Genomic DNA, 20,277 nt, shown 5'->3' with positions numbered 1-20,277 from the left:
CAGCACATCGCCAACTGGCTGCATCACGGAATCACCACCGAGGATCAGGTGATGGAGATTCTGAAGCGTATGGCGACGGTGGTCGATCGGCAAAATGCGGGCGATCCAGCCTATCGCCCGCTGGCCCCCTCATACGACGGTCCAGCCTGGCACGCATCGGTTGCACTAATTTACAATGGTCGGGGTGAAGCCAATGGCTACACCGAACATCTGCTAACATCGTTCCGCCGTAAGGCAAAACAAGCTTAAGCGTCACATTTTAGAACATTATATTTGGAGGCACCCCATAAAAGCGGGGTGTCTCTTTTCGACACAAATGCTTGCAAATATCCCTGAGTGGCCATAAACCGCTGCTTTGTTAACACCACTTAACCACGTTCCTCCAAGATTCTGCCGTTTTTGGGCCTGAATCGTATCAAAACGGGATGGCACGGGTTTTGGAATGTTGACCTCAGATCGCACCGTGGGGGTGGGGTCGATGCCGGATCTGGCACGAGGGGCAAGACACAATGCGTATCGGTGCACACAACCGCACGTATGCTGGCCAGGCGCGCAATGCCGTGGCCGGGACTGTGCTTGCTGCCTGCTTGATCAGTGTCGCCAGCGCGGCTTCCGCGCATATTGTGCCGACGCCGGGTCTGCCTGCGGGCCGCGATACGAACGAACTGTCGGTACAGGTGCAGGGTGTCATCAGCCCTCGCTGCGCTATGGGCTCGGGCCGTACTGTCAACATGGGTGATCTGAACCGTGCGGCGCTCGCGCGTGTCGATCTGCATCTCACCTGCAACCTGCCTTTCACGCTTCGTATGCGTGCGGCCAACGGTGCGCTGAAGCATGCCGTAATGCCGGGCGGCCAGGGCGGTTACAGCGGTGCCGTGCCTTACGGCATGGATGTCAACGTACCGCTTCTGGAGCCGATGCTGACCCGGATGGGGGGCGTGTTCAGCGGCTCTCAATTGAGGGCGGGTGTGGCTCTGGACAGCCGTCAGGCCATTGCTGCCGGTGGGGCGGTCATCAAATTTTCCACGCCCGGATCAAATAACGATCTTCTGGCTGGAGAGTATTCAGAAGTTATAACTTTGACTTTGGAACCTAAAATATAGTCAAAGCTGTAAACTGAATTTCATCAAAAAAGATGAAATGTATTTCAAGCGTAAAACGATACAGTATTTGTAACAACGCGTAGTGTCTTCCATCTGATGCGGCCTTCTAAGGTGGGCATTGAGATCAGATTGGTTCAATTGAAATCTAACGGAGCAATCCAATGAAACTTTCTTCGATCCTGTGCGGCGCCGCCGCTGTCGCTCTCTTGGCTACCTCGGCTCAAGCACACGGCTACGGTTTGCCTGGCCACGGCAATCCGCCGAGCGCACCGCTGGAAAAATGGGGTGAGCACGTCACCAACCCGGATACGCCTCGCCACCAAGACTACGGCAACTACAATGGCACCACCTGGGACGGCGTGCCGAGCACCAACATCGAGTCGCGCTGGGCTGCTAATCGCACCGTTCGCGGCAACATTGGCGACGCTGGCACCAAGGACGGTGCAACCTTTACGCTGCGCGGCACCGTTACCCCGCACTGCGTGTTCTACACCGGCACCAACGACAACCTGAGCTTCAACTTCGGCCAGATCGGCGTTTACGCTTCGGAAAACCACGGCCCGGCCCTCGCATTCGACCAAGTCGCTGGTGCCTCGCTGCACTTCCGTACGAACCTGGCCGGCTGCAACACCAAGAACAAGGTGCAGCTGTCCCGTACCCAAGCCAGCCTGAAGACCACGCCGCAGTTCGGCTATGACTCGCTGCACTTCACCACCGAGATCCCGTACTCGGTGAAGGCTTCGTTCCGCGCTCCGGGTGACGCTGCCAGCTCGACGACCGCTACCGATCGTCTGCTGCAGATGACCGCCGGTCAAACCAGCCCGGCACCGGTCACCTTCGGTGCCTGGAAGTCGCCGATGACCATCATCGTCGATCTGGGCAAGGCCGATAAGTCGCTGGTCGCCGGCGAATACACCGGTTCGTTCAACGTGGTGATCCAGGCTCTCTAAGTCTGGAACATTAAAGAGGGCACCCGGGTCGATATCGGTCCGGGTGTCTTTTTTAATTCCGTTCTCATGCAGGTGCGGCCAGGCGTGGCATCGCAGTTGCAAAACCGGCGATAGGCAATGCCGCGTTGCCTCAAGCTGGGACGCTTCTACGGAAGCGAAAATTTTTAGGGGCCCTCAATGTCGTCATTACGTCTGCGTGAATATCTCAAACCGCGTTCTGTTTTGGCTGTGTCGGCACTGTTGGTCGCCAGCGCGAGCATTGGCGCGACGGCGTGGGCCATGCGGGTGGCCCCGATGGTTTCAGAACTGACGACCACAGGTGTGGGATCTGCGGCCCGTATTGAAGTCGGCAACGTCGGTGCCGCACCGATGCCGTTCGAGACCACGATCACGCGTATGGAACTGGATGAGGACGAGAACCTCATTGAGACCCCGGCGGATGAAAACTTCCTCGTATTCCCGCCGCAGGGAATCGTGGGCGTGGGTGGCCGCCAAATGGTGCGCGTGCAATGGGTCGGAGCCCCCAATCTAGATGCCTCCGAGGCCTATTACCTCTGGGTCAAGCAGCTTCCGATCAATACCGATGTGGAACAGTCCGAAGAGATGGTGGGCTCGGCCAGTGTGCAGGTTCTGTACACAATGAAAGCCCTGATCGTCGTCGCGCCTGAAGGGGCCGAGCCGGACGTAAGCGTTGTGTCCGCAACGCCAGTGACCATGACCGTGAGTGAAAATCCGGAAGTGGAAGGCATCGAGGTCGTCGATGAGGCCGCGGACGGTACCCCCGCCGAAACTCGTACCGTGTTTGGTGTCCGGGTCACGGTCGAGAACAAGGGGCGTCGTTATGCCCTGATGTCCGGTGCCACCTGGACGGTGTCCGGCACTGACGTATCGGGACAGTCATATGTCCACCAGTTCAGCGGCGAAGAAATATCCCAGCACGTCGGTGTAGGCTTCCTGCCGCCGCGCAACGGGCGTCGTAACTTCGAGCTGCCGACGGCTGTCGCGCTGGATGCATCCAAGCCGATCAACGTCACATTCTCGCGGTGATGATCGATGAAGCCCCGTAACACTTGGGTGGCCTCGACATCCGGCGTCGCTATGGCGTGGATGATCGGGATGGCCCCGGGCATGGCAGAGGCGCAGGATGCCGCGCCGGAAGTGGTGCCCGTTCCGGAACAGGCAGACCCGGCCAGCCGTCCGCCTCGCCCCAATATCAACCCGTATGATCGCGACATCGCCATGACGGTGCCGCTGCACTTCAACAACCGCGTGCTGGGCGAGTTGGACGTGCTGTTGACACGGGACGACCGTTTCAGGGTCCGCAGCGATAGTTTCATCACCCAGATTTCCCCTCTGCTCACCGAAGAGGCCCGTGCCGAATTGGCACGCGAGCTGGAAGGGCGGGATATGTTCGAGGCTGAGGACATCAATGCCAGCGGCATCAGCCTGAACTATGATCCGGACCTGCTAGCCGTACTGGTGCTGCGGATCGATCCGTCACGTCGTGCGGTCGAGCGTTTGTTCGAAGACGTCAATCCGGAAGGGAAGGGCCTGGAGCCTGAACCCTTCTCGGCCTATCTGAATACCAACATCAGCATATCCAAGGATCACAGCGCGTCGGGCGTGTCCGATCCTTTCGTCGGCCTGACGGGTGCGATCCGGTACAAGAATCTCGTACTCGAGACAGAGTTCGTCGGTGACAGAAATCTTGGTGGCGGTGAATACGAGGTTCAGCGCCAGTATGCCCGTTTGGTCTATGACGAGCCGGAGAAATACCGCCGCTGGTGGTTGGGGGACCTTGTTCCCGAATATCGTGGCCGCCAAGGCTATGCCAATATCGGCGGCATCGGCGTAGCGCGCCAGCGCCGCACCTTTGATACCTTCCAGCGCAGCATACTGTCCGGCGATCGCAAGATCATTCTGCAGGAAGACTCGATTGTCCGCGTGACCCGAAACGGTTTGTTGGTGCGGGAATTCCAGCTCAACGCCGGTCAGTACGACCTGTCCAACCTACCGTTGGAATATGGCTCCAACGATCTGAAGATCGAGATCCAGAACCCTGCCGGCAGGGTGCAGACGGTTAACTATTCTGCCTATCTGGATTCCATCGACCTGGAGCCGGGCGACTATGAGTATGGCGCGTTCCTGGGCAAGACGAACACCAACTTCATAGGTTCGCCGGAATATTCCGATGGCGATTGGGTGTTCTCGGGCTATTGGCAAAAAGCGTTCGAATCCCGTCCGGCTATCGGCTTTGGCCTTCAACTCAGCGAAGCGGTGCAAACCGGCTCGGCGCAGTCGCAGCTCATTCTGAGGAACGGTTCGCGTCTTCGCGGCGATGTGGCCGTCAGCGAGGGCCCCCTGGGTGCCGGATATGCCGGTATGCTCACCTACGAGCATCTCGTGGACTCTGGTGAGACACGGGATAGCTGGGCCGTGGCGGCAGACTATACGTCTGAAAACTTTGCGGTTCTCGGCAACGTAGGGTCGTCCAACGCCATCGAGTGGGCTTTTTCCGCATCCTATACGCACCAGTTTTCGGTGGATTGGGGCGTGACCTTTGCAGGCTCATACCAGACGTCCCGCCTGGCCAATGTGGACAATGGCTACTCGCTCAGCGCCTATACCAGCTACCAGATCTTCCGGAATGTCGACGTTCAGTTCGGTGCGACCTATTCGGATCTGGGCTTTGATGACCGCGGTGGTGACTGGAACTTTACCGTTGGCATCGTCTGGCAACCGCGCGGCGATCGCCGTGTCGAGGGTCGCTATACCTCCCAGGAGAATGCCTCCAGCGTTCGCTACTCGCAGATTGCCGATAACCGCGTTGGCGGGTGGGGTTATAACGTCGGCGTAGGTTATGCCGATGGGCCGGCCAATGTGTCGGGCGGCGTGAACTATATGGGCAACCGTTTCGAAGGCGGGGTCAGCCACGCGTCCTTCGGCAACAGCTTCAGTGATGTTACCAGCCGTCAGATCACCAGCGCCCGTATCGGTACCGCGCTGGCCTACACCGGCGGTCAGTTCGCCGTCAGCCGACCGATCTTCGACAGCTTTGCGATGGTTCGCGCCCACGAGTCACTGGGAGGCCGCGATACCATTATCGGCGATGACTTCTCGCGCGGTCGCTATATGGGGCGCAGTGGTCCGTTGGGACCAGCAGTGGCAAATGCCCTGGCATCCTATGTGAACCAGACCCTGTATTACGACGTCGTTGATGTTCCGGCCGGCTATGACATCGGCGATGGCTTGCGCAGAGTGCACCCCGGCTATCGCAGCGGCTATCTGATTACGGCCGGCAGCGACGCTTTCGTTTCGGTGATGGGCCGTTTGACCGGCCGCAGCGGGGGGGCGGTTTCGCTCATGTCCGGGCGGCTGAGCGACAAGAACGACACCGAGATGAAGCCGGAAATCTTCTTCACCAACTCGGTTGGCCGTTTCGCGGCACAGAAACTGAAACCGGGGCACACCTATAAGGTCGAGCTGTTCTCCAGCCCGACCGAGACATTCGAGTTCACCATTCCTGAAGATAACGAAGGTCTTTATGATCTGGGTGTGGTGGTACTTTCGATCCTTGATCCCGAGCCATGACAGGAGGCCGCCCTATGAAAATGCGTGCAATACGATGCCTTTCGTCGCTTGTCCTCGCGCTCGGCCTGACCGCGACCGCGACGGGAGCCTATGCCGATCGCCCCGAGCGGAACTGTTTTGCAGAGATCGTAAGCGACTCTTCATGGCGTATCCTGCACGATCCGCACGGATCGGCGATCAACAGCTTCCCGTTCGAGCTTCGCGTTACCAATCGCGGCAATATCGACTGCAATGGGCGCATCCGCATCCGCACAGACGACAATACCGCCCGTCTGCACAACGCAGAGACGGGGCAGTATATCGCCTACGACATGGAGGACGCGCGCACAGGTTTTGACGTGACGCCGCCGGAGTTCGCCTCGCGTCCGATCGCAGCCACCCTTCGTGTCTCGCCAAATGGCGTCGCGGCGAATGGCTATGCTGTCAGAGTCGCACCGCAGGGCAATCCGGGAGCTGGACAGTTCATCCAGCAGGTGACGTTCGACTATATCAGCCCCAATTCCAAAGAGGTACTGGCCAGCCGAACCATACCGATCATCTACGAAGTCCGCGCCTCGGCCCGCATCGGGTTGAAGGGCGAATATTCGCGCATCGGCGGTATCCGCACCATCAGCCTCGGTGAACTGGAAGATCGCACCTACAGCCCGCGCACGGTGGTGACGGTCGACTCCACCCGCAGCTATCTTTTGAACGTGCGTTCGGAAAATCAGGGCCGTCTCGTGCATCAGGACCCGGCATGGAAGATCCCCTACCGCCTGCGTATGGGGAGTGTCGATGTGGACCTGAGCAGCCCCTTCCAGTTCCAGCGCAACAGCCGACATGCCGTAAACGACGAGTATCCGCTTCAATTCCTGGTCCAGGACACGAGCGGAAAGCGGGCAGGTCGCTATAGCGACATCCTGCATTTCACCGTCACGGCGATATAAAATGAAAACGCCCCGACCGGATGGTCGGGGCGTCTGCTTTTCAGGTGTCCGGGATCAGCCGGATTCAGATCGGCTGGATCGTCAGGAAAACGGTCAGAGGCTGTTCCAGGGTCACGTTCTGGAAACGATAGCTTACGGTCTTGATCGTCGCCATGTTGGAACGACGCAGGACCTGACCACCGCTCTTGGCCAGCTCTACAGGGCGGTTGTTGTAGACCATCTGTGCCCGCTCGCCATCGCCCAGCTGGCGGTAGTTGGCCGTGATCGTATAGCCGCCGGGGTTGTTGCAGGCCTCGATGACGCTGCCGCTGACCCCTTCACCGGCGACGATGTCGCGGTCAGGGCGAACCCAGCATGATACGGGCACGCGCGCCCGGACCTGAAAGGTCTGGGACCCCGCATCCTTGGCGTGAACGACGCCCGGCGCGACCATCAGGGCCGCAGCGGCCACCAGGCCGGCAAGGATCGACTGTTTGCACTGTGCTGAATTCATAAATGACGCTCCCGTCACTGCATCTTCACAGGGACCATAGGGCGGCAGCTATTAACTCTACGCGATCAGACAGGCTTAGCGGCTACTTAAAGTTCAAGGTCAACAGCCACTTAACCATAGGGTGGACATGGTGCCGGCCAGCCCGCCGCTGTTGGCGATTTCGTTGCTATTCGACTTTTGTCAGCGCGCGACAAGCCGCATTATAGGCCGTTGATTCGAGTTTGACGGGAAACCCCCATGCCGTTTCAGGTGTACAAAGGTAAGGGCCGCCATGCGCGGCGGGTGATCCACACGCGCACGGGCGGATTGCTCTTTCGCTTGCTGACCAATTGGCTGCGTCGCGGAGCCTTTTCGGCCCGCCTGTGATGACGCCGCATCCGGTATTCGGCGATGCGCCTGTAACCATATTCGAGCGCATGTCCGGCCTCGCGCGGGAATATGGCGCGATCAATCTGGGACAGGGCTTTCCGGAAGATTCCGGCCCTATAAAGCTGCGAGAGCGTGCGGCCAATGCCGTTGTGAACGGCTGGAACCAATATGCGCCGTCGCGTGGCTTGCCCGAACTGCGCGATGCGGTGGCGGCCCATTACAACCGCATGCAGGGCACCTCCTACACCAGTGATGAAATCGTCATCACATCGGGCGCGACCGAAGCGATTGCAGCATCTATCGCGGCGTGGGTAAGGCCCGGTGACGAGGTCATCATTTTCGAACCCGCCTATGACGCCTATCGCCCCTTGATCGAGCGGGCCGGTGGTGTGGTCAGGGCGGTGGTCTTGTCACCGCCGGATTGGGCCATAACGCATGAAGCCCTGTCGGATGCCCTGACTGAAAAAACACGGGCGGTTCTGTTCAACAATCCGCTGAATCCGGCCGGGCGCATGTACACCGCCGAAGAGCTGTCCATTCTGGCGCGGATCTGTGTCGATCACGAGCTGCTGGTGATCAGCGACGAGGTCTGGGAGCACGTCAGACTGGGAGACAGGCGGCATGTGCCGCTGTCCCTGATCGACGGCATGGCGGATCGCACGATAAAGATTGGATCGGCGGGCAAGATGTTTGGACTGACCGGATGGAAGGTCGGTTTTGTCTGTGCGCCGGTGCGCTTGGTCGATCCGGTGGCGCGCGCCCATCAGTTCCTGACCTTTGCGACCCCGCCATTGCTACAGACCGCTGTGGCCGAGGGGCTGGGCTGGGATGGCCGCTGGTATGACGATATGGCACAAGGCATGGGCCGCAGCTATCGCCTGCTCAAATCCGCCTTGGAGGCAGAGGGCTATAGCTGTCTCGAGAGCGACGGCACCTATTTCCTGAATGTGGATCTTAAGGCTTCGGGTATCGCTCTTGGTGATGCCGATTTCTGTGAGGTCTGCGTGCGTGAGCACGGTGTCGCCGCCATTCCGGTTTCGGCCTTCGTCACTACAGAAGGGCAGGGACATATCGTACGGCTGTGTTTTGCAAAGCCCGACGATGTGCTGATCGAGGCGGCGGGCAGGCTGGGCCGGGCCCGTAAAATGGTCGGTAAGCGTTGACCTGAAGGGCAGGATCGCACAGACAGCCCGAAGTTGAGTTTAGGTAACCATGTCTCGCGCAGATCATCTGACCCGTGCCGCCGCCGCCGCCGTGGTGATGGCGCTGTTAGTATCAGCGCCCCAGGTACACGCGGCCCCCAACGGCGATCGTATGCCGGCATCCGGGCCGGTCGTCGTACGGGGCTCGGACGAAGCCGTCCGGGAATATAGCTTGACGGTAAGGCGCAGGGTCCTGGCCACCAGCATGGCTGACCTGGAGCGCTTTGGAAATGCCGCGCTGGCAGAGGTTACAGCGGAGAACCTCAGCCGCCTCCAGCATGTAACAAGCGTCCTGATCGAGCAGCACGAGTTTGAAGCGGCTACGCTTTGGAATGCGCGTCTCAAGACGATGGCGGCCAAGGCTGGCAACGCCGACTATTTGGCACTGGTCGAGATCAACGAAGTCGCCGTGCGTCTAAAGCGCGACCGCGATGTGCAAGCCGCCGAAATCGATGCCCTGATAGCTAGGCAGAAGGGGTGGCTTCCAAAGGCCGTGGCGCGGGGTCTCATGGCGCGTCACCTGTTGTTGCAGGAGCAGGGCGTCGCCGCCCTGCGTATGGTTCAATCGGCGCTGTCCTATGTGCCCGACGGCGGTATGACCGAGGCCTCGGTCGGCGCGAACCTGTGGCGGCTGGCGGGGTTGGCGCATAGCCAGTTGGACGATGTTCCCGGCTTTCTGCGTGTCATGCACCTGTCCGAGGACTGGGTGACCCGAACCGATTATCCGGCACCCGGTTATGAGCCGATGTTCAATCTGGCAATGACATTGGGTTATGTCGGTCGTCAGGAGGCTGCGAAGCAAACCCTGCAGACCTACAGCGAACTGGCTCGACATGCCGGAACGCCGGTACGTTTGAGCATGGCGGGGGTGCTGTGCGGATATATCGCCTCGGCCCGTGATGACTGGTCGGGTGTTCTGGATTGCTATGCTCCGTTCGGCACGGATCTGAAGGCTCCGGCACCGATGAACGATCTGATGCTGGTGCGCCGTGCGATTGCCTATTCCCGCACGGGACAGGTGGCACTGGCGCGGCGCGACATTGCCAATCTGCGCGAAAAGCTGGATCAGGGCGTGCTGAAAATGTCGCCGCAGATCCAGCGTGCCGAAGCCGAGTACATGATTGCCTCGGGGGATTATCGCCGGGGGATCAATGCCCTGCGCGACTATTATGTCAGCGAGAACCGCCGCTCTGTTCTGGCCTCGTCGGCTGTCATGGGCGATATCGTCGGCGACCTGGAGGCCGAGCTTCAACTTGAGCGCGGTCAGATCGCCGATCACAACCGCACGATTGCAACCCTGTGGTGGATGTTTGCGGCGATGACCCTGTTGGGGGCTGGCGCAATGTTGCTGCTGTACCGCCAGTGGCGCATGGCCAAGGCCTTGGCACGGGCGCGTGATCTTGAACGCGATCTGCACGCGCGTCGCAGCCAGTTTTTTGCCGATGTCAGCCACGAGATCCGCACGCCCCTGAATGGCGTCGTGGCAATGGCCGATGCGCTCAGCAAGGAGCAACTGCCGCCGGATGTGGCCGAGAAGGTCAGGCTGATCGCGACCTCCAGCGAAATGCTGAACCGCCTGCTGTCCGATGTGCTGGACAACGCCAAGATGGATGCAGGCGAACTGACCATCGAGACCGAGGTGTTCGATCTGTATCGGGTCGTGCGCGACGTCGAGGCCCTGTGGCGCGACAAGGCCGAGGCCAAGGGGCTGACGCTGAAGCTGCAACTGGATGAAGGCGAGAATTTCTGGGTGCGCGGGGACAGTGTCCGTCTCTGTGAAGTGCTGAACAATCTGATCAGTAACGCGCTGAAATTCACCCCTGAAGGCAAGATTTTGATCAGCGTCGTCCGTCTGCCGAGCGAGCGCAGCCTGTTCGTGGTGACGGATACGGGGATCGGCTTTGAGGGGGCTTCTGACGGTCGTATTTTTGAACGCTACCGTCAGGCCGACGACAGCATCAGCCGTAAGTTCGGCGGCACGGGACTGGGCCTGTCGATCAGTAACAAACTGGTCAAAATGATGGGCGGGCGTCTGAATGCGGCCAGCCAGCCGGGGGCGGGTTCGCAGTTCTGGTTTGAACTGCCGTTGCCATCGGCTTCGGCTCCGGTCGTTTTCGATCAGCCGGGATCGGCACCGCTGCCCCAGACCGGCGCGCTGCGTATCCTGATCACGGATGACAACGCCACGAACCGCAAGATTCTGGGAATGCTGCTCAGCAGCGACGAGTATCAGCTTCAGTTCGCCGTGGATGGCAGGGAGGCCGTGCAACTGGCGGCCTCGATGCAGTTCGATATCATCCTGATGGATGTACAGATGCCGGTCATGGACGGTCTGGAGGCCATTCGCCTGATCCGTCAGGACGAAGCGGAGAATCAAAAACGGCCCGCAGCAATCCTGATCTTCTCGGCGGCCCACAGTGCCGAGGATCTGAAGCGCGGCATGGAAGTCGGCGCAGACGGCCATATCACCAAGCCGATCGTGCTGGATCGCCTGTTGGAGGCCATCCAGGGCGCGATCCAGGTGAGGGAGCGCCAAAACGAGGCTGCCCGACTGGATGTCATGAAGGCCGCTATCGATTGATAGCGGTTTTCTTCTGTGCGGATGAACTTGTCTGCGCACAGCAAAAAGCCGCCCGAAGGCGGCTTTGCCGTTTTATCGATTGTCCGGAAAACCAGAGAAACGATGGTGGGTGATCACGGGCTCGAACCGTGGACCCGCTGATTAAGAGTCAGCTGCTCTACCAACTGAGCTAATCACCCGTACCGTCATTCGGGCCCTTGGTGAGGCCCCGGCGTCTCGCTGCGGTGCGTTGCGCTGCGGCGAGGGCGGCTTAATACGCAGAGGGTTGCCGGGACGCAAGAGATAAATTTATCGAAACCACATTTTTCTCAACGCAAATAAAGTGATACCGAAGGTTTATCGGATAAAACACATATATCGGGGAGATACCGATGGCATCTTGGAGCCGTCGCCGTTCAATCGATGCCATGTTGGCACCGCATGAAGGGCCATCACTGAAGAAGACGCTCGGTTGGCCGCACCTGATTGCGCTGGGCGTAGGCGCTATTGTGGGTACCGGTATCCTTACCCTGATCGGTGTGGGTGCGGGTCTGGCCGGGCCGGCTGTATTGATCAGCTTTGCCCTGGCGGGCGCGGTCTGCGCGTGCGCGGCTCTGTCCTATGCCGAGCTTTCGACAATCATGCCGGCGTCGGGCAGTGCTTATGCCTATTCCTATGCGGCGCTGGGCGAACTGCTGGCATGGATCGTGGGGTGGTCGCTGATCCTTGAATACTCGCTGGTGGTCTCGGCTGTGGCCGTGGGCTGGGCGGGCTATGCCGCACCGTTCCTGCAGGAATGGGGCGTGCCTATGGCCCTGCTGGCGGGGCCGCACGTCGAGGGCGGTCTGGTCAATGTTCCGGCCATCGGCATTATCGCCGTGGTGGCGGGCCTGCTGCTGCTGGGCACCCGCGAGAGCGCCACGCTCAACGCCATTCTGGTGGTGGTCAAGATCGCCGCGCTGGTTGCCTTTGTGGCGCTGTCGCTGCCGCACTTCAACTCGGCCAACTTCACGCCCTTCATGCCGCACGGTTTCGGGGCGCCCTTTGTCCAAACGGGCGTGATGGCTGCGGCCTCGATCATCTTCTTCGCCTTTTACGGCTTTGACGCCATCGCCACGGCGGCAGAGGACACCAAGAAGCCGGAACGCGATCTGGCCATCGGTATCGTTGGATCGATGCTGATCTGTACCGTCCTGTATATTCTGGTGGCGGCTGCGGCTATCGGCGCGGCTCCTGTCGACAGCTTCTCGGAAAGCCCCGAGCCGCTGGCCCTGATCCTGCGCGAACTGGGACAGGGCGCTGCGGCCAAATGGATTGCCGCGGCGGCTGTTATCGCCCTGCCGACCGTGCTGCTGGCCTTCCTGTTCGGTCAGTCGCGTATCTTCCTCGGCATGGCGCGTGATGGCCTGCTGCCCAACCGCCTGGCGAAGATCTCCGATCGCGGCGTGCCGGTGATCGTGACGATCTTCACGGCTGTTGTGGTGGCCTTCCTGGCGGGGGTGATGCGTCTGGACGAACTGGCTTCGTTGGCCAATGCAGGGACACTGACGGCCTTTGCCGCTGTGGGGCTCAGCCTGATTGTCCTGCGCCTGCGTGAGCCGAACCGCGAGCGCAAGTTCAAGGTGCCGGCCTGGCCGCTGGTGGGTGGCTTCACCATCCTTGGCTGCCTGTTCTTCATGACCAGCCTTAAGTCCTCGACCCAGCTGTGGTTCCTGCTGTGGAACGTGGTGGGTCTGGTGGTCTATTTCGTCTGGTCGTCGCGCAATTCGCGTCTGGCCAAGGGCGAGGAAGAGGCTGCCTGATGGCGCGTCGCGATCTGACGGGGGCGGTCGATTTTTCCGTTCTGGAAAATGTGACCGCCGGTATGGATGATATCAGCGACGAGGTCTTGGGTCTGTTCGTTCATCAGGCGTCGATTTGGGGCCCGATGCTGACGACCTCGCAGGACGGATGGCGTGATGCCGCCCACACGCTGAGAGGTGCGGGCGGCGGCATCGGTGCCAATGCACTGGCGGCGGTCTGCGCCGAAGCCGAAGCCGCTGACGAGGTATCGGCCGAGGGCATACTGTTGCGGGTCCGCGACGCGCTGGATCAGGCGTTGTCCGATGTTGCGGCCTATCGGCATGAGTTGGCCCTGAAAAGCCTCAAGGGCTGATCGGCTCCATACGGCAAAAAGAAAGGCGGCCCGTCGAGGCCGCCTTTTTCGTTTCCGGTCAACCGCGTGTGCGGTCGTAGCGGTCGAACTCGTGCGCGATGCAGCGGTCGATCAGCAGGCGCCAGACAGGCTCGGCGATGTCGGGCGACAGTCCGGCCTTCTCAGAGGCGGCCAGCACCTTGGCCACCACATCATCGATACGGGCCTGATCGAACACGGCGTCGCGGTTCGGTTTGATGCGGGCGGCGGCGTCCATGTAGCGCTGGCGCTCGGCCAGCAGGGTGACAATGGCGCGGTCCAGCGCATCGACGCCCTGACGCACGTCCGCCATCGTCTCGCACGCCTCGGGGGCCTTGCGTTCGTCGATGGCGACCGACAGCGGGGATTTCACATCAGCCGACAAAGGCGCGCTCCAGCACATAGTCACCCGGTTCGGCGTTCGAGCCTTCCTTGAGGCCATAGGATTCCAGCAGTTCCGCCGTTTCCTTGATCATGGCCATCGAGCCGCACAGCATGACGCGGTCGGTATTGGGCGAGAAGCCGATCGGCAGTTGCAGGTCGGCGAACAGGTCACCCGACTTGATGCGGTCGGTGATACGGCCCGGCGTCTCGAACTTCTCGCGCGTGACGGTGGGATAGTATTTCAGCTGGGCCTTGGCTTCGTCACCGATCAGCGGGTCATCGTGGATGCCCTTGGTGAAGAAGTCGCGATAGGCGAGGTCCTGCACGTTGCGGACCGTGTGGCAGACGATCACTTCCTTGAAGCGCGAATAGGTTTCCGGCTCGCGCGCGACGGACAGCCACGGGGCCAGACCCGTACCCGTACCGATCAGCCACAGGCGTTCGCCACCCGTCAGGGCGTCGAGGACCAGCGTACCGGTCGGCTTCTTGCCCATCAGCACGGTGTCACCGGCGACGATCTTCTGCAGGCGCGAGGTGAGGGGACCGTCCGGCACCTTGATCGAGAAGAACTCAAGCTCTTCGGCCCAGAAGGGGCTGGCGATCGAATAGGCGCGCAGGACCGGCTTTCCGCCGTCTTCGCCCGGCAGGCCGATCATGACGAATTCACCCGAACGGAAGCGGAAATCCTCGGGGCGTTTCACACCGAAGCTGAACAGCTGGTCGGTCCAGTGGCGGACCCACAAGACTTCCAGTTCGTGGAACGGGCTGGGCTTTGCAGGGGAGGCGTCTGTCATGGCCCCTAACTAGGGCGTTCGGACGATTTGCGAAAGGTTCGCTGTTGATTGCGTCAGAAGAACGCGAGGATTCCAAGTGACGTGGCGCAATTACGCCATTAACCTGACACCATGCGCACACTTCTTCTCGCTTCGACGATCCTGATGGCCGCAGTCGCAACGCCTGTCATGGCCCAGAACGCCGCCGCCCCTGCCGCGGCAACCGCTCCCGCTTCCAACATCCTGACGGTGGAGCGGGTTTTCGCGAATCCCTCGCTGGCCGGACCTGTCGCCCGTGGCGTCAGCCTGTCGCCCGATGGCGAGCTGGTCGCCTTCCTCCGCTCGCGCGAGGATGACGTGGATGTGCTGGACCTGTGGGCCGCGCCTGTCTCGGGCGGCGATGCCTTCAAACTGATCGACGCCCGCGCGCTCGTTCCCGATGCCGGTGAGCTGTCGGAGGCCGAAAAGGCCCGCCGCGAACGCATGCGTATTTCCCAGCGTGGCGTGGTGGAATACAGCTGGGACGAACAGGGCCGCTATATCCTCGCCCCTCTGGAAGGTGACATCTTCCTCGCCAACCGCGCCGATGGTTCGGTGCGGCGTCTGACCGAGACCGCCGCCGACGAGATCGACGCCAAGGTCTCGCCCAAGGGCTCGTTCGTCAGCTTCGTGCGTGACCAGAACCTTGTGATCCTGAACCTTGAAACGGGTGCCGAGCAGGCCATCACGACCGACGGCAAGGACCTGATCACCTGGGCGACGGCAGAGTTCATCGCGCAGGAAGAACTGGACCGCGACACCGGCTATTGGTGGTCGCCGGACGAGAAATACATCGCCCTGCAACGCACCGATGAATCGACGGTCGATATCATTCCGCGCCTCGATATCTCGGGCGGTGGTGCGTCGGTGGTCGAGCAGCGCTATCCGCGTGCGGGCCGCCCCAATGCCGTGGTCGAACTGTTCATCCAGGACGTGACGACCGGCAACCGCGTTCAGGTCGATCTGGGCGCGAACAAGGACATCTATCTGGGCCGCGTGAACTGGGCCGCCGACGGCTCGGTCGCCTATGTGCAGCGCCTGTCGCGCGACCAGAAAACGCTGGACCTGCTGAGCGTCGATCCCGCAACGGGCCGCAGCCGGGTTATCGCCACCCAGACCTCGAACGCATGGGTGCCGCTGACCCATAACTTCAAGGCGCTGAAGGACGGCAACTTCATCTGGTCGTCGGAAGAGACCGGATGGCAGCACCTGTACCTTTATAACAAGGACGGCCGCCGCCTGCGCGCCATCACGCGCGGCGAATATCCGGTAAAGGCGCTGAATGGCGTCAATCAGGATACGGGCGAGGTCTTCTTCACCGCCTCCATGCGCGACGGCAAGGAACTGCCGATCGAGCAGCAGCTGTTCAAGGCCTCGCTGCGCCGCACCGTGACCCCCACCGAGATAACCCCGCGCGGCGGCTGGTGGTCGGCGTCGGTCAACGGTACGGGCACGGCCTATGTCGGCAACTATTCGGACCTGAACACCCCGTCGCAGTCGGCGCTTTACCGCATTGACGGCACCCGCGTGCGCTGGATCGAAGAGAACAGGCTGCAACCGGGCCATCCGTTCTGGCCGTTCGCGGAGCGCCAGCAGAAGCCGACCTTCGGCACGCTGGAGAGCCACGGCGAGACGCTGGTGTGGCAGATGACCACCCCGCCGGACTTTGACCCGAGCAAGAAATATCCGGTCGTGATGCAGGTCTATGGCGGCCCGTCGGGCGGCGGCGTGAAGCGCAGCTGGCAGCCGGCCACCACCCAGCTGCTGACCGAGGCGGGCTATATCGTCTTCCGTCTCGACAACCGTGGCGAGGGCGACCGTTCGGCGGCCTTCAAACAGGCGCTGTATCTGAAGATGGGCCAGCCCGAGATCGAGGATCAGGTGCTGGGTGCCAACTATCTGCGCAGCCTGCCCTATGTCGATGCCGACCGCATCGCCATGATGGGGTGGTCGTACGGCGGCTTCATGAGCCTGATGGCGCTGACGGAGCCGCAGATGGGTCTGGCCGCCGCCATTTCGGGCGCGCCGCCCACGGAATGGAGCCTGTACGACACCGCCTATACCGAGCGGTACATGTCGACGCCGCAAGGCAATGTGGCCGGTTATGCCGCGTCGGACGTCAACAACCGTCTGGAAAACCTGACGGGCCGACTGCTGCTGATGCACGGCATGGCCGACGACAACGTGATCTTCGAGAACACCACCCGCGTGCTGAACGCGCTGCAGGAAAAGAGCATTCCGTTCGAGACCATGCTCTATCCGGGCCAGCGCCACGGCATCCGTGGCAATGACCGCCAGTTGCACCAGTGGCGCACCTATCTGGACTTCCTTGACCGCACCATCGGCACCCGTGCCGATAAGGGCGAGAACTAGGGTCTTTAGCGGGCAGGGGCTGAAATCAGCCTCTGCCCTCTTTTTTATCGGGAACAGGGAAAACCCTGACCAGGGAGGAAAGTATGAAATCAGTCAAATGGATGCCCGCTCTGGGGGCAAGCGTCCTGGCCAGCCCTGCCTGGGCCGCTAGCGAGCTGGCTACCGGAAAGATGATCGTATGGATTGCACTGGGCGTGGTGTTTATCGGCGCTCTCGCCGCGCTCTTGGGCAGCTTGATTATATTCAATGGCAACCGGGATGCCTCTCAGGACGATGTTTGAAGCCTGAGCGCGGAATATAAAGGCCGGCCTGAATAGGGCCGGCCCTTTTGTTTGTATCCGACAATGCGTTCCCCCTGGATCAAATGCTCTAAAACCCACGGACAGTGCCCATGACCCCCTCGACCTGCAGCAAATGGATCGTCAAATCAGCCGTCGCCCTCGTGATGATCGGCAGCCTGTCAGCCTGCGCGGGCGGGTACGCGGGGCGGGCCGCTTCCTATGTGACGGCGGCTGACGTGGTGGCGGGGCGGGTGGTCTTTGATCCGTCTTGGCTGGAACAGGCCCGCGCCCGCGATCAGGCCGGAGAGCGCCCGATCAATGCCATCGTGACCTATGCACCCGGACTGGATCGACCACAGGCGTGGACGGGCGAGGGCGCGCTGGGCGGTGTGCCCGTACTTATCAAGGACAATATCGAAACCCGCGACATGCCGACGACGGCGGGCTCGCTGGCGCTGATCGCCAACGATACGGGCCGGGACGCGCCTATCGTGGCGCGGCTACGGGCGTCGGGCGCGGTGATCATGGGCAAGACCAACCTGTCCGAATGGGCCAATATCCGCTCGCCCAAATCCATCAGCGGTTGGAGCGCCGTGGGTGGGCTGACGCGCAATCCGCATGATCTGGCGCGTTCGGCCTGTGGCTCCTCTTCGGGATCGGGTGCGGCGGTGGCGGCGGGTTTGGCCCCTGTGGCGATAGGCACGGAAACCGATGGTTCGATCGTCTGTCCTGCGGCGGTGAACGGCATTGTGGGGTTCAAGCCGACCGTGGGCCTTGTCTCGCGCACCCATATCGTGCCGATCAGCCATACCCAGGACACGGCGGGGCCGATGACCCTGACGGTCGAGGATGCGGCCATTGTATTGGGCGTGATAGCGGGCAGCGATCCGGCTGATCCTGCGACCGTCGAGGCCGACAGCCGCAAGCGCGACTATCACGCCGCGCTGGATGCCAATGCCCTGTCAGGTCAGCGCATCGGGGTGATGCGCGGCTTGACCGGCTATGATGCTGCAACTGACGCCGTGTTCGAGCAGCAGTTGGCGGTCTTGCGACAGGCCGGTGCCATTCTGGTCGAGATTGTTGAAAAGCCCGATGCCCAGGCCATAGGGGGCGGCGAGATCATAACCTTGCTGACAGAGCTAAAGGCCGATCTGGCCCTTTATCTGGCCTCGACCGATCCGGCCAAGGTGCCGGTGCGGACCTTGGCCGATGTGATCGCCTTCAATAATGGCAACCCGCGTGAGCTTTCCATTTTCGGTCAGGAATTCTTTGAAATCGCCGAAAAGAGAGGCGGTCTGGAAGACCTTGAGTACCGCACCGCGCGCGACAATGCGGTGCGACTGGCCGGTGTTGAGGGTATCGACCGTCTGTTGGCCCGGCATGACGTTGTGGCTCTGGTCGCACCCACGACGGGGCCGGCTTGGCAGATTGATCAGGTCAAGGGCGATGTTGTCGGCGGCTCGGCCAGCCAGTTGGCAGCCGTCGCGGGCTATCCGCACCTGACGGTGCCTATGGGACAGGTCGATGGGTTACCTGTGGGGATGAGTTTCTTCGGGGCCAAGTGGGATGATGCCCGCATCCTGTCCCTTGGCTATGCCTATGAGCAGAAAAGCCGTGCCCGTATCACGCCGCGCCTTATGACTGGTGCTGTGGCCGATGGCGGCGATTCGGAGAGCTACCGCCCCTATCGCCGCTAGACCCCGTCGTCGAGCAGGCCGTTGTCCGCGCCCAGCGCAGGCGGGGGGCGGTCATAGCGGACGGGCGTTTTCGACATGCGGATGGGCGAGGCCACGGTCTTTATCGGGGCCGACAGGTCGTCGCGCGCCTGCTCGACCATCAGGCCACGATGATGGGCCTGCGGCTCATCGAATACCTGATCGATGCGGTTGATGGGGCCGCAGGGGACGCCGTGATCCTCCAGAAGCTTCATCAGCCTCGACATGGAGTGAACCTGTGTCAGGGTGTTGAGGATGGGGATCAGAAGCTCGCGGTTGGCGACGCGGTCGGCATTCCTGGCAAAGCGCTCGTCCGTGCCCAGCGGCGGCTGGCCCAGCGCCTCGCACAGTTTGCGGAACTGGCCGTCATTGCCCACGGCGATGATGATCATGCCGTCCGAGCAGGGGAAGGGCTGATACGGCGACAGGTTCGGGTGGGCGTTACCCATGCGGGTCGGCACCTTGCCCGACACGAACCAGTTGGTCGCCTGATTGGCCAGTACGGCGGCCTGAACGTCGAACAGGGCGATGTCGATATGCTGTCCCTCGCCCGTGGCGCGGGCGTGCATCAGGGCGGCAAGGATGGCGTTGGAGGCATAAAGGCCGGTGAACACATCCACCACGGCCACGCCGACCTTCATCGGCTCGGCCCCTTCGGCCCCGTCAGGCTGTCCGGTGACGGACATCAGGCCGCCCATCGCCTGGATCATATAGTCATAGCCCGCGCGGTGGGCGTCCGGTCCCGTCTGGCCGAAGCCCGTGATCGAGCAATAGACGAGGCGCGGATTGATGGCCGACAGGCTGTCGTAATCGAGGCCGTATTTCTTCAGGCCGCCGACCTTGAAATTCTCGACCACGACATCGGATTCGGCGGCCAGTCTACGGATGGTGTCGGCCCCTTCGGGCGAGGCCATGTCCAGCTCGACCGACTTCTTGCCGCGGTTGGCGCACATGAAATAGGCGGCGTCACCGCGCCCGCCGTCCTTGGTGGTGGTGAAGGGCGGGCCCCACTGCCTCGTGTCATCGCCGATACCGGGGCGTTCGACCTTGATGACCTCAGCGCCCATGTCCGCGAGTGTCTGGGTGGCCCACGGTCCTGCCAGTACACGCGACAGATCCAGAACTCGCACGCCGGCAAGCGGGCCTTGGGGGTGGGGAACCTGCAATGTCATGGCTGTTCGATAGCAGGAGTCTGCCAACGGAGGCGAGACTTTGGTCGGCCTTTGTTTCGCTGCATTTTTATATATTATCAGTGATCAGTAATCCTCCGTCGTCAGTGTGTCCGCGTAAATGGACAGACGGGGAAATGAGTACCGGCCCTTTGACGGTTGGAGCGCATCGGTAG

General features: G+C 61.4%; 16 protein-coding genes, 1 tRNA gene and 1 pseudogene. 13 read left to right on the top strand and 5 right to left on the bottom strand.

The window, feature by feature from the left end; genetic code table 11:
* The 6 genes and pseudogenes from B3H86_RS03330 to B3H86_RS03305 form a co-directional block, all read left to right on the top strand.
* A pseudogene (locus tag B3H86_RS03330) lies at window positions 1-249 on the top strand (malate synthase G); the annotation flags it as partial.
* A gap of 260 nt (window positions 250-509) precedes the next feature.
* Complete coding sequence (locus B3H86_RS03325) at window positions 510-1,103, top strand: hypothetical protein (protein ID WP_292051156.1); 594 nt, start codon at window positions 510-512, stop codon at window positions 1,101-1,103.
* Window positions 1,104-1,264: 161 nt separating this feature from the next.
* Window positions 1,265-2,053 carry a hypothetical protein gene (locus tag B3H86_RS03320; protein WP_292051155.1) on the top strand — a complete coding sequence of 263 codons (789 nt, stop codon included), beginning with the start codon at window positions 1,265-1,267 and terminating at the stop codon, window positions 2,051-2,053.
* Between the two features lie 177 nt (window positions 2,054-2,230).
* Window positions 2,231-3,100 (top strand): fimbria/pilus periplasmic chaperone, encoded by an 870-nt coding sequence (locus B3H86_RS03315; RefSeq protein ID WP_292051154.1) that lies wholly within the window; start codon window positions 2,231-2,233, stop codon window positions 3,098-3,100.
* Window positions 3,101-3,106: 6 nt separating this feature from the next.
* Entirely contained in the window at window positions 3,107-5,644 is a 2,538-nt protein-coding gene (locus B3H86_RS03310; protein ID WP_292051153.1) for a fimbria/pilus outer membrane usher protein, read from the top strand.
* A 14-nt stretch (window positions 5,645-5,658) separates the two neighbouring features.
* Window positions 5,659-6,570: a hypothetical protein gene (locus B3H86_RS03305; protein WP_292051152.1), complete on the top strand. Its 912-nt coding sequence runs from the start codon at window positions 5,659-5,661 to the stop codon at window positions 6,568-6,570.
* 64 nt (window positions 6,571-6,634) lie between these two features.
* On the opposite strand, the gene B3H86_RS03300 is transcribed toward B3H86_RS03305, so the two are convergent.
* Window positions 6,635-7,063 carry a hypothetical protein gene (locus tag B3H86_RS03300; protein WP_292051151.1) on the bottom strand — a complete coding sequence of 143 codons (429 nt, stop codon included), beginning with the start codon at window positions 7,061-7,063 and terminating at the stop codon, window positions 6,635-6,637.
* A gap of 365 nt (window positions 7,064-7,428) precedes the next feature.
* Here B3H86_RS03300 and B3H86_RS03295 point away from each other — a divergent pair, with 365 nt between their 5' ends.
* The gene (locus tag B3H86_RS03295; RefSeq protein WP_292051150.1) at window positions 7,429-8,595 is read left to right on the top strand and encodes an aminotransferase; all 1,167 of its coding nucleotides are present in this window, start codon (window positions 7,429-7,431) and stop codon (window positions 8,593-8,595) included.
* Between the two features lie 49 nt (window positions 8,596-8,644).
* A complete protein-coding gene (locus tag B3H86_RS03290; RefSeq protein WP_292051149.1) occupies window positions 8,645-11,215 on the top strand; it encodes an ATP-binding protein in 2,571 nt (856 codons plus the stop codon).
* A gap of 103 nt (window positions 11,216-11,318) precedes the next feature.
* On the opposite strand, the gene B3H86_RS03285 is transcribed toward B3H86_RS03290, so the two are convergent.
* Window positions 11,319-11,394 (bottom strand) — tRNA-Lys (locus B3H86_RS03285).
* 192 nt (window positions 11,395-11,586) lie between these two features.
* On the opposite strand from B3H86_RS03285, the gene B3H86_RS03280 reads away from it, so the two are divergent.
* Window positions 11,587-12,996 carry an amino acid permease gene (locus B3H86_RS03280; protein WP_292051148.1) on the top strand — a complete coding sequence of 470 codons (1,410 nt, stop codon included), beginning with the start codon at window positions 11,587-11,589 and terminating at the stop codon, window positions 12,994-12,996.
* A complete protein-coding gene (locus B3H86_RS03275) occupies window positions 12,996-13,349 on the top strand; it encodes an Hpt domain-containing protein (protein ID WP_292051147.1) in 354 nt (117 codons plus the stop codon). The genes B3H86_RS03280 and B3H86_RS03275 overlap by 1 nt, the downstream gene beginning before the upstream one ends.
* A gap of 58 nt (window positions 13,350-13,407) precedes the next feature.
* Here B3H86_RS03275 and B3H86_RS03270 read toward each other — a convergent pair whose 3' ends face one another.
* The gene (locus B3H86_RS03270; RefSeq protein WP_292051146.1) at window positions 13,408-13,770 is read right to left on the bottom strand and encodes a chorismate mutase; all 363 of its coding nucleotides are present in this window, start codon (window positions 13,768-13,770) and stop codon (window positions 13,408-13,410) included.
* Complete coding sequence (locus B3H86_RS03265; protein WP_292043812.1) at window positions 13,742-14,545, bottom strand: ferredoxin--NADP reductase; 804 nt, start codon at window positions 14,543-14,545, stop codon at window positions 13,742-13,744. Before B3H86_RS03265 ends, B3H86_RS03270 begins: the two co-directional genes overlap by 29 nt.
* A gap of 111 nt (window positions 14,546-14,656) precedes the next feature.
* Here B3H86_RS03265 and B3H86_RS03260 point away from each other — a divergent pair, with 111 nt between their 5' ends.
* From B3H86_RS03260 to B3H86_RS03250, 3 genes are all read left to right on the top strand, one after another.
* Window positions 14,657-16,936, top strand: a complete 2,280-nt coding sequence (locus B3H86_RS03260) for a S9 family peptidase (protein ID WP_292051145.1) — start codon at window positions 14,657-14,659, stop codon at window positions 16,934-16,936.
* Between the two features lie 83 nt (window positions 16,937-17,019).
* Complete coding sequence (locus tag B3H86_RS03255) at window positions 17,020-17,217, top strand: hypothetical protein (RefSeq protein WP_292051144.1); 198 nt, start codon at window positions 17,020-17,022, stop codon at window positions 17,215-17,217.
* A 110-nt stretch (window positions 17,218-17,327) separates the two neighbouring features.
* Window positions 17,328-18,914, top strand: a complete 1,587-nt coding sequence (locus tag B3H86_RS03250; RefSeq protein ID WP_292051143.1) for an amidase — start codon at window positions 17,328-17,330, stop codon at window positions 18,912-18,914.
* Here the strand turns inward: B3H86_RS03250 and B3H86_RS03245 are convergent.
* A complete protein-coding gene (locus tag B3H86_RS03245) occupies window positions 18,911-20,104 on the bottom strand; it encodes a CaiB/BaiF CoA transferase family protein (protein ID WP_292051142.1) in 1,194 nt (397 codons plus the stop codon). The two genes, B3H86_RS03250 and B3H86_RS03245, sit on opposite strands and share 4 nt — an antisense overlap.
* Between the last annotated feature and the right edge of the window lie 173 nt (window positions 20,105-20,277).

This window comes from Brevundimonas sp. UBA5866, from assembly GCF_002432125.1.
Taxonomy (GTDB): domain Bacteria; phylum Pseudomonadota; class Alphaproteobacteria; order Caulobacterales; family Caulobacteraceae; genus Brevundimonas.
Note: the sequence above shows the minus strand (reverse complement) of the source record. Positions and strands in the feature narration are given on the sequence as shown.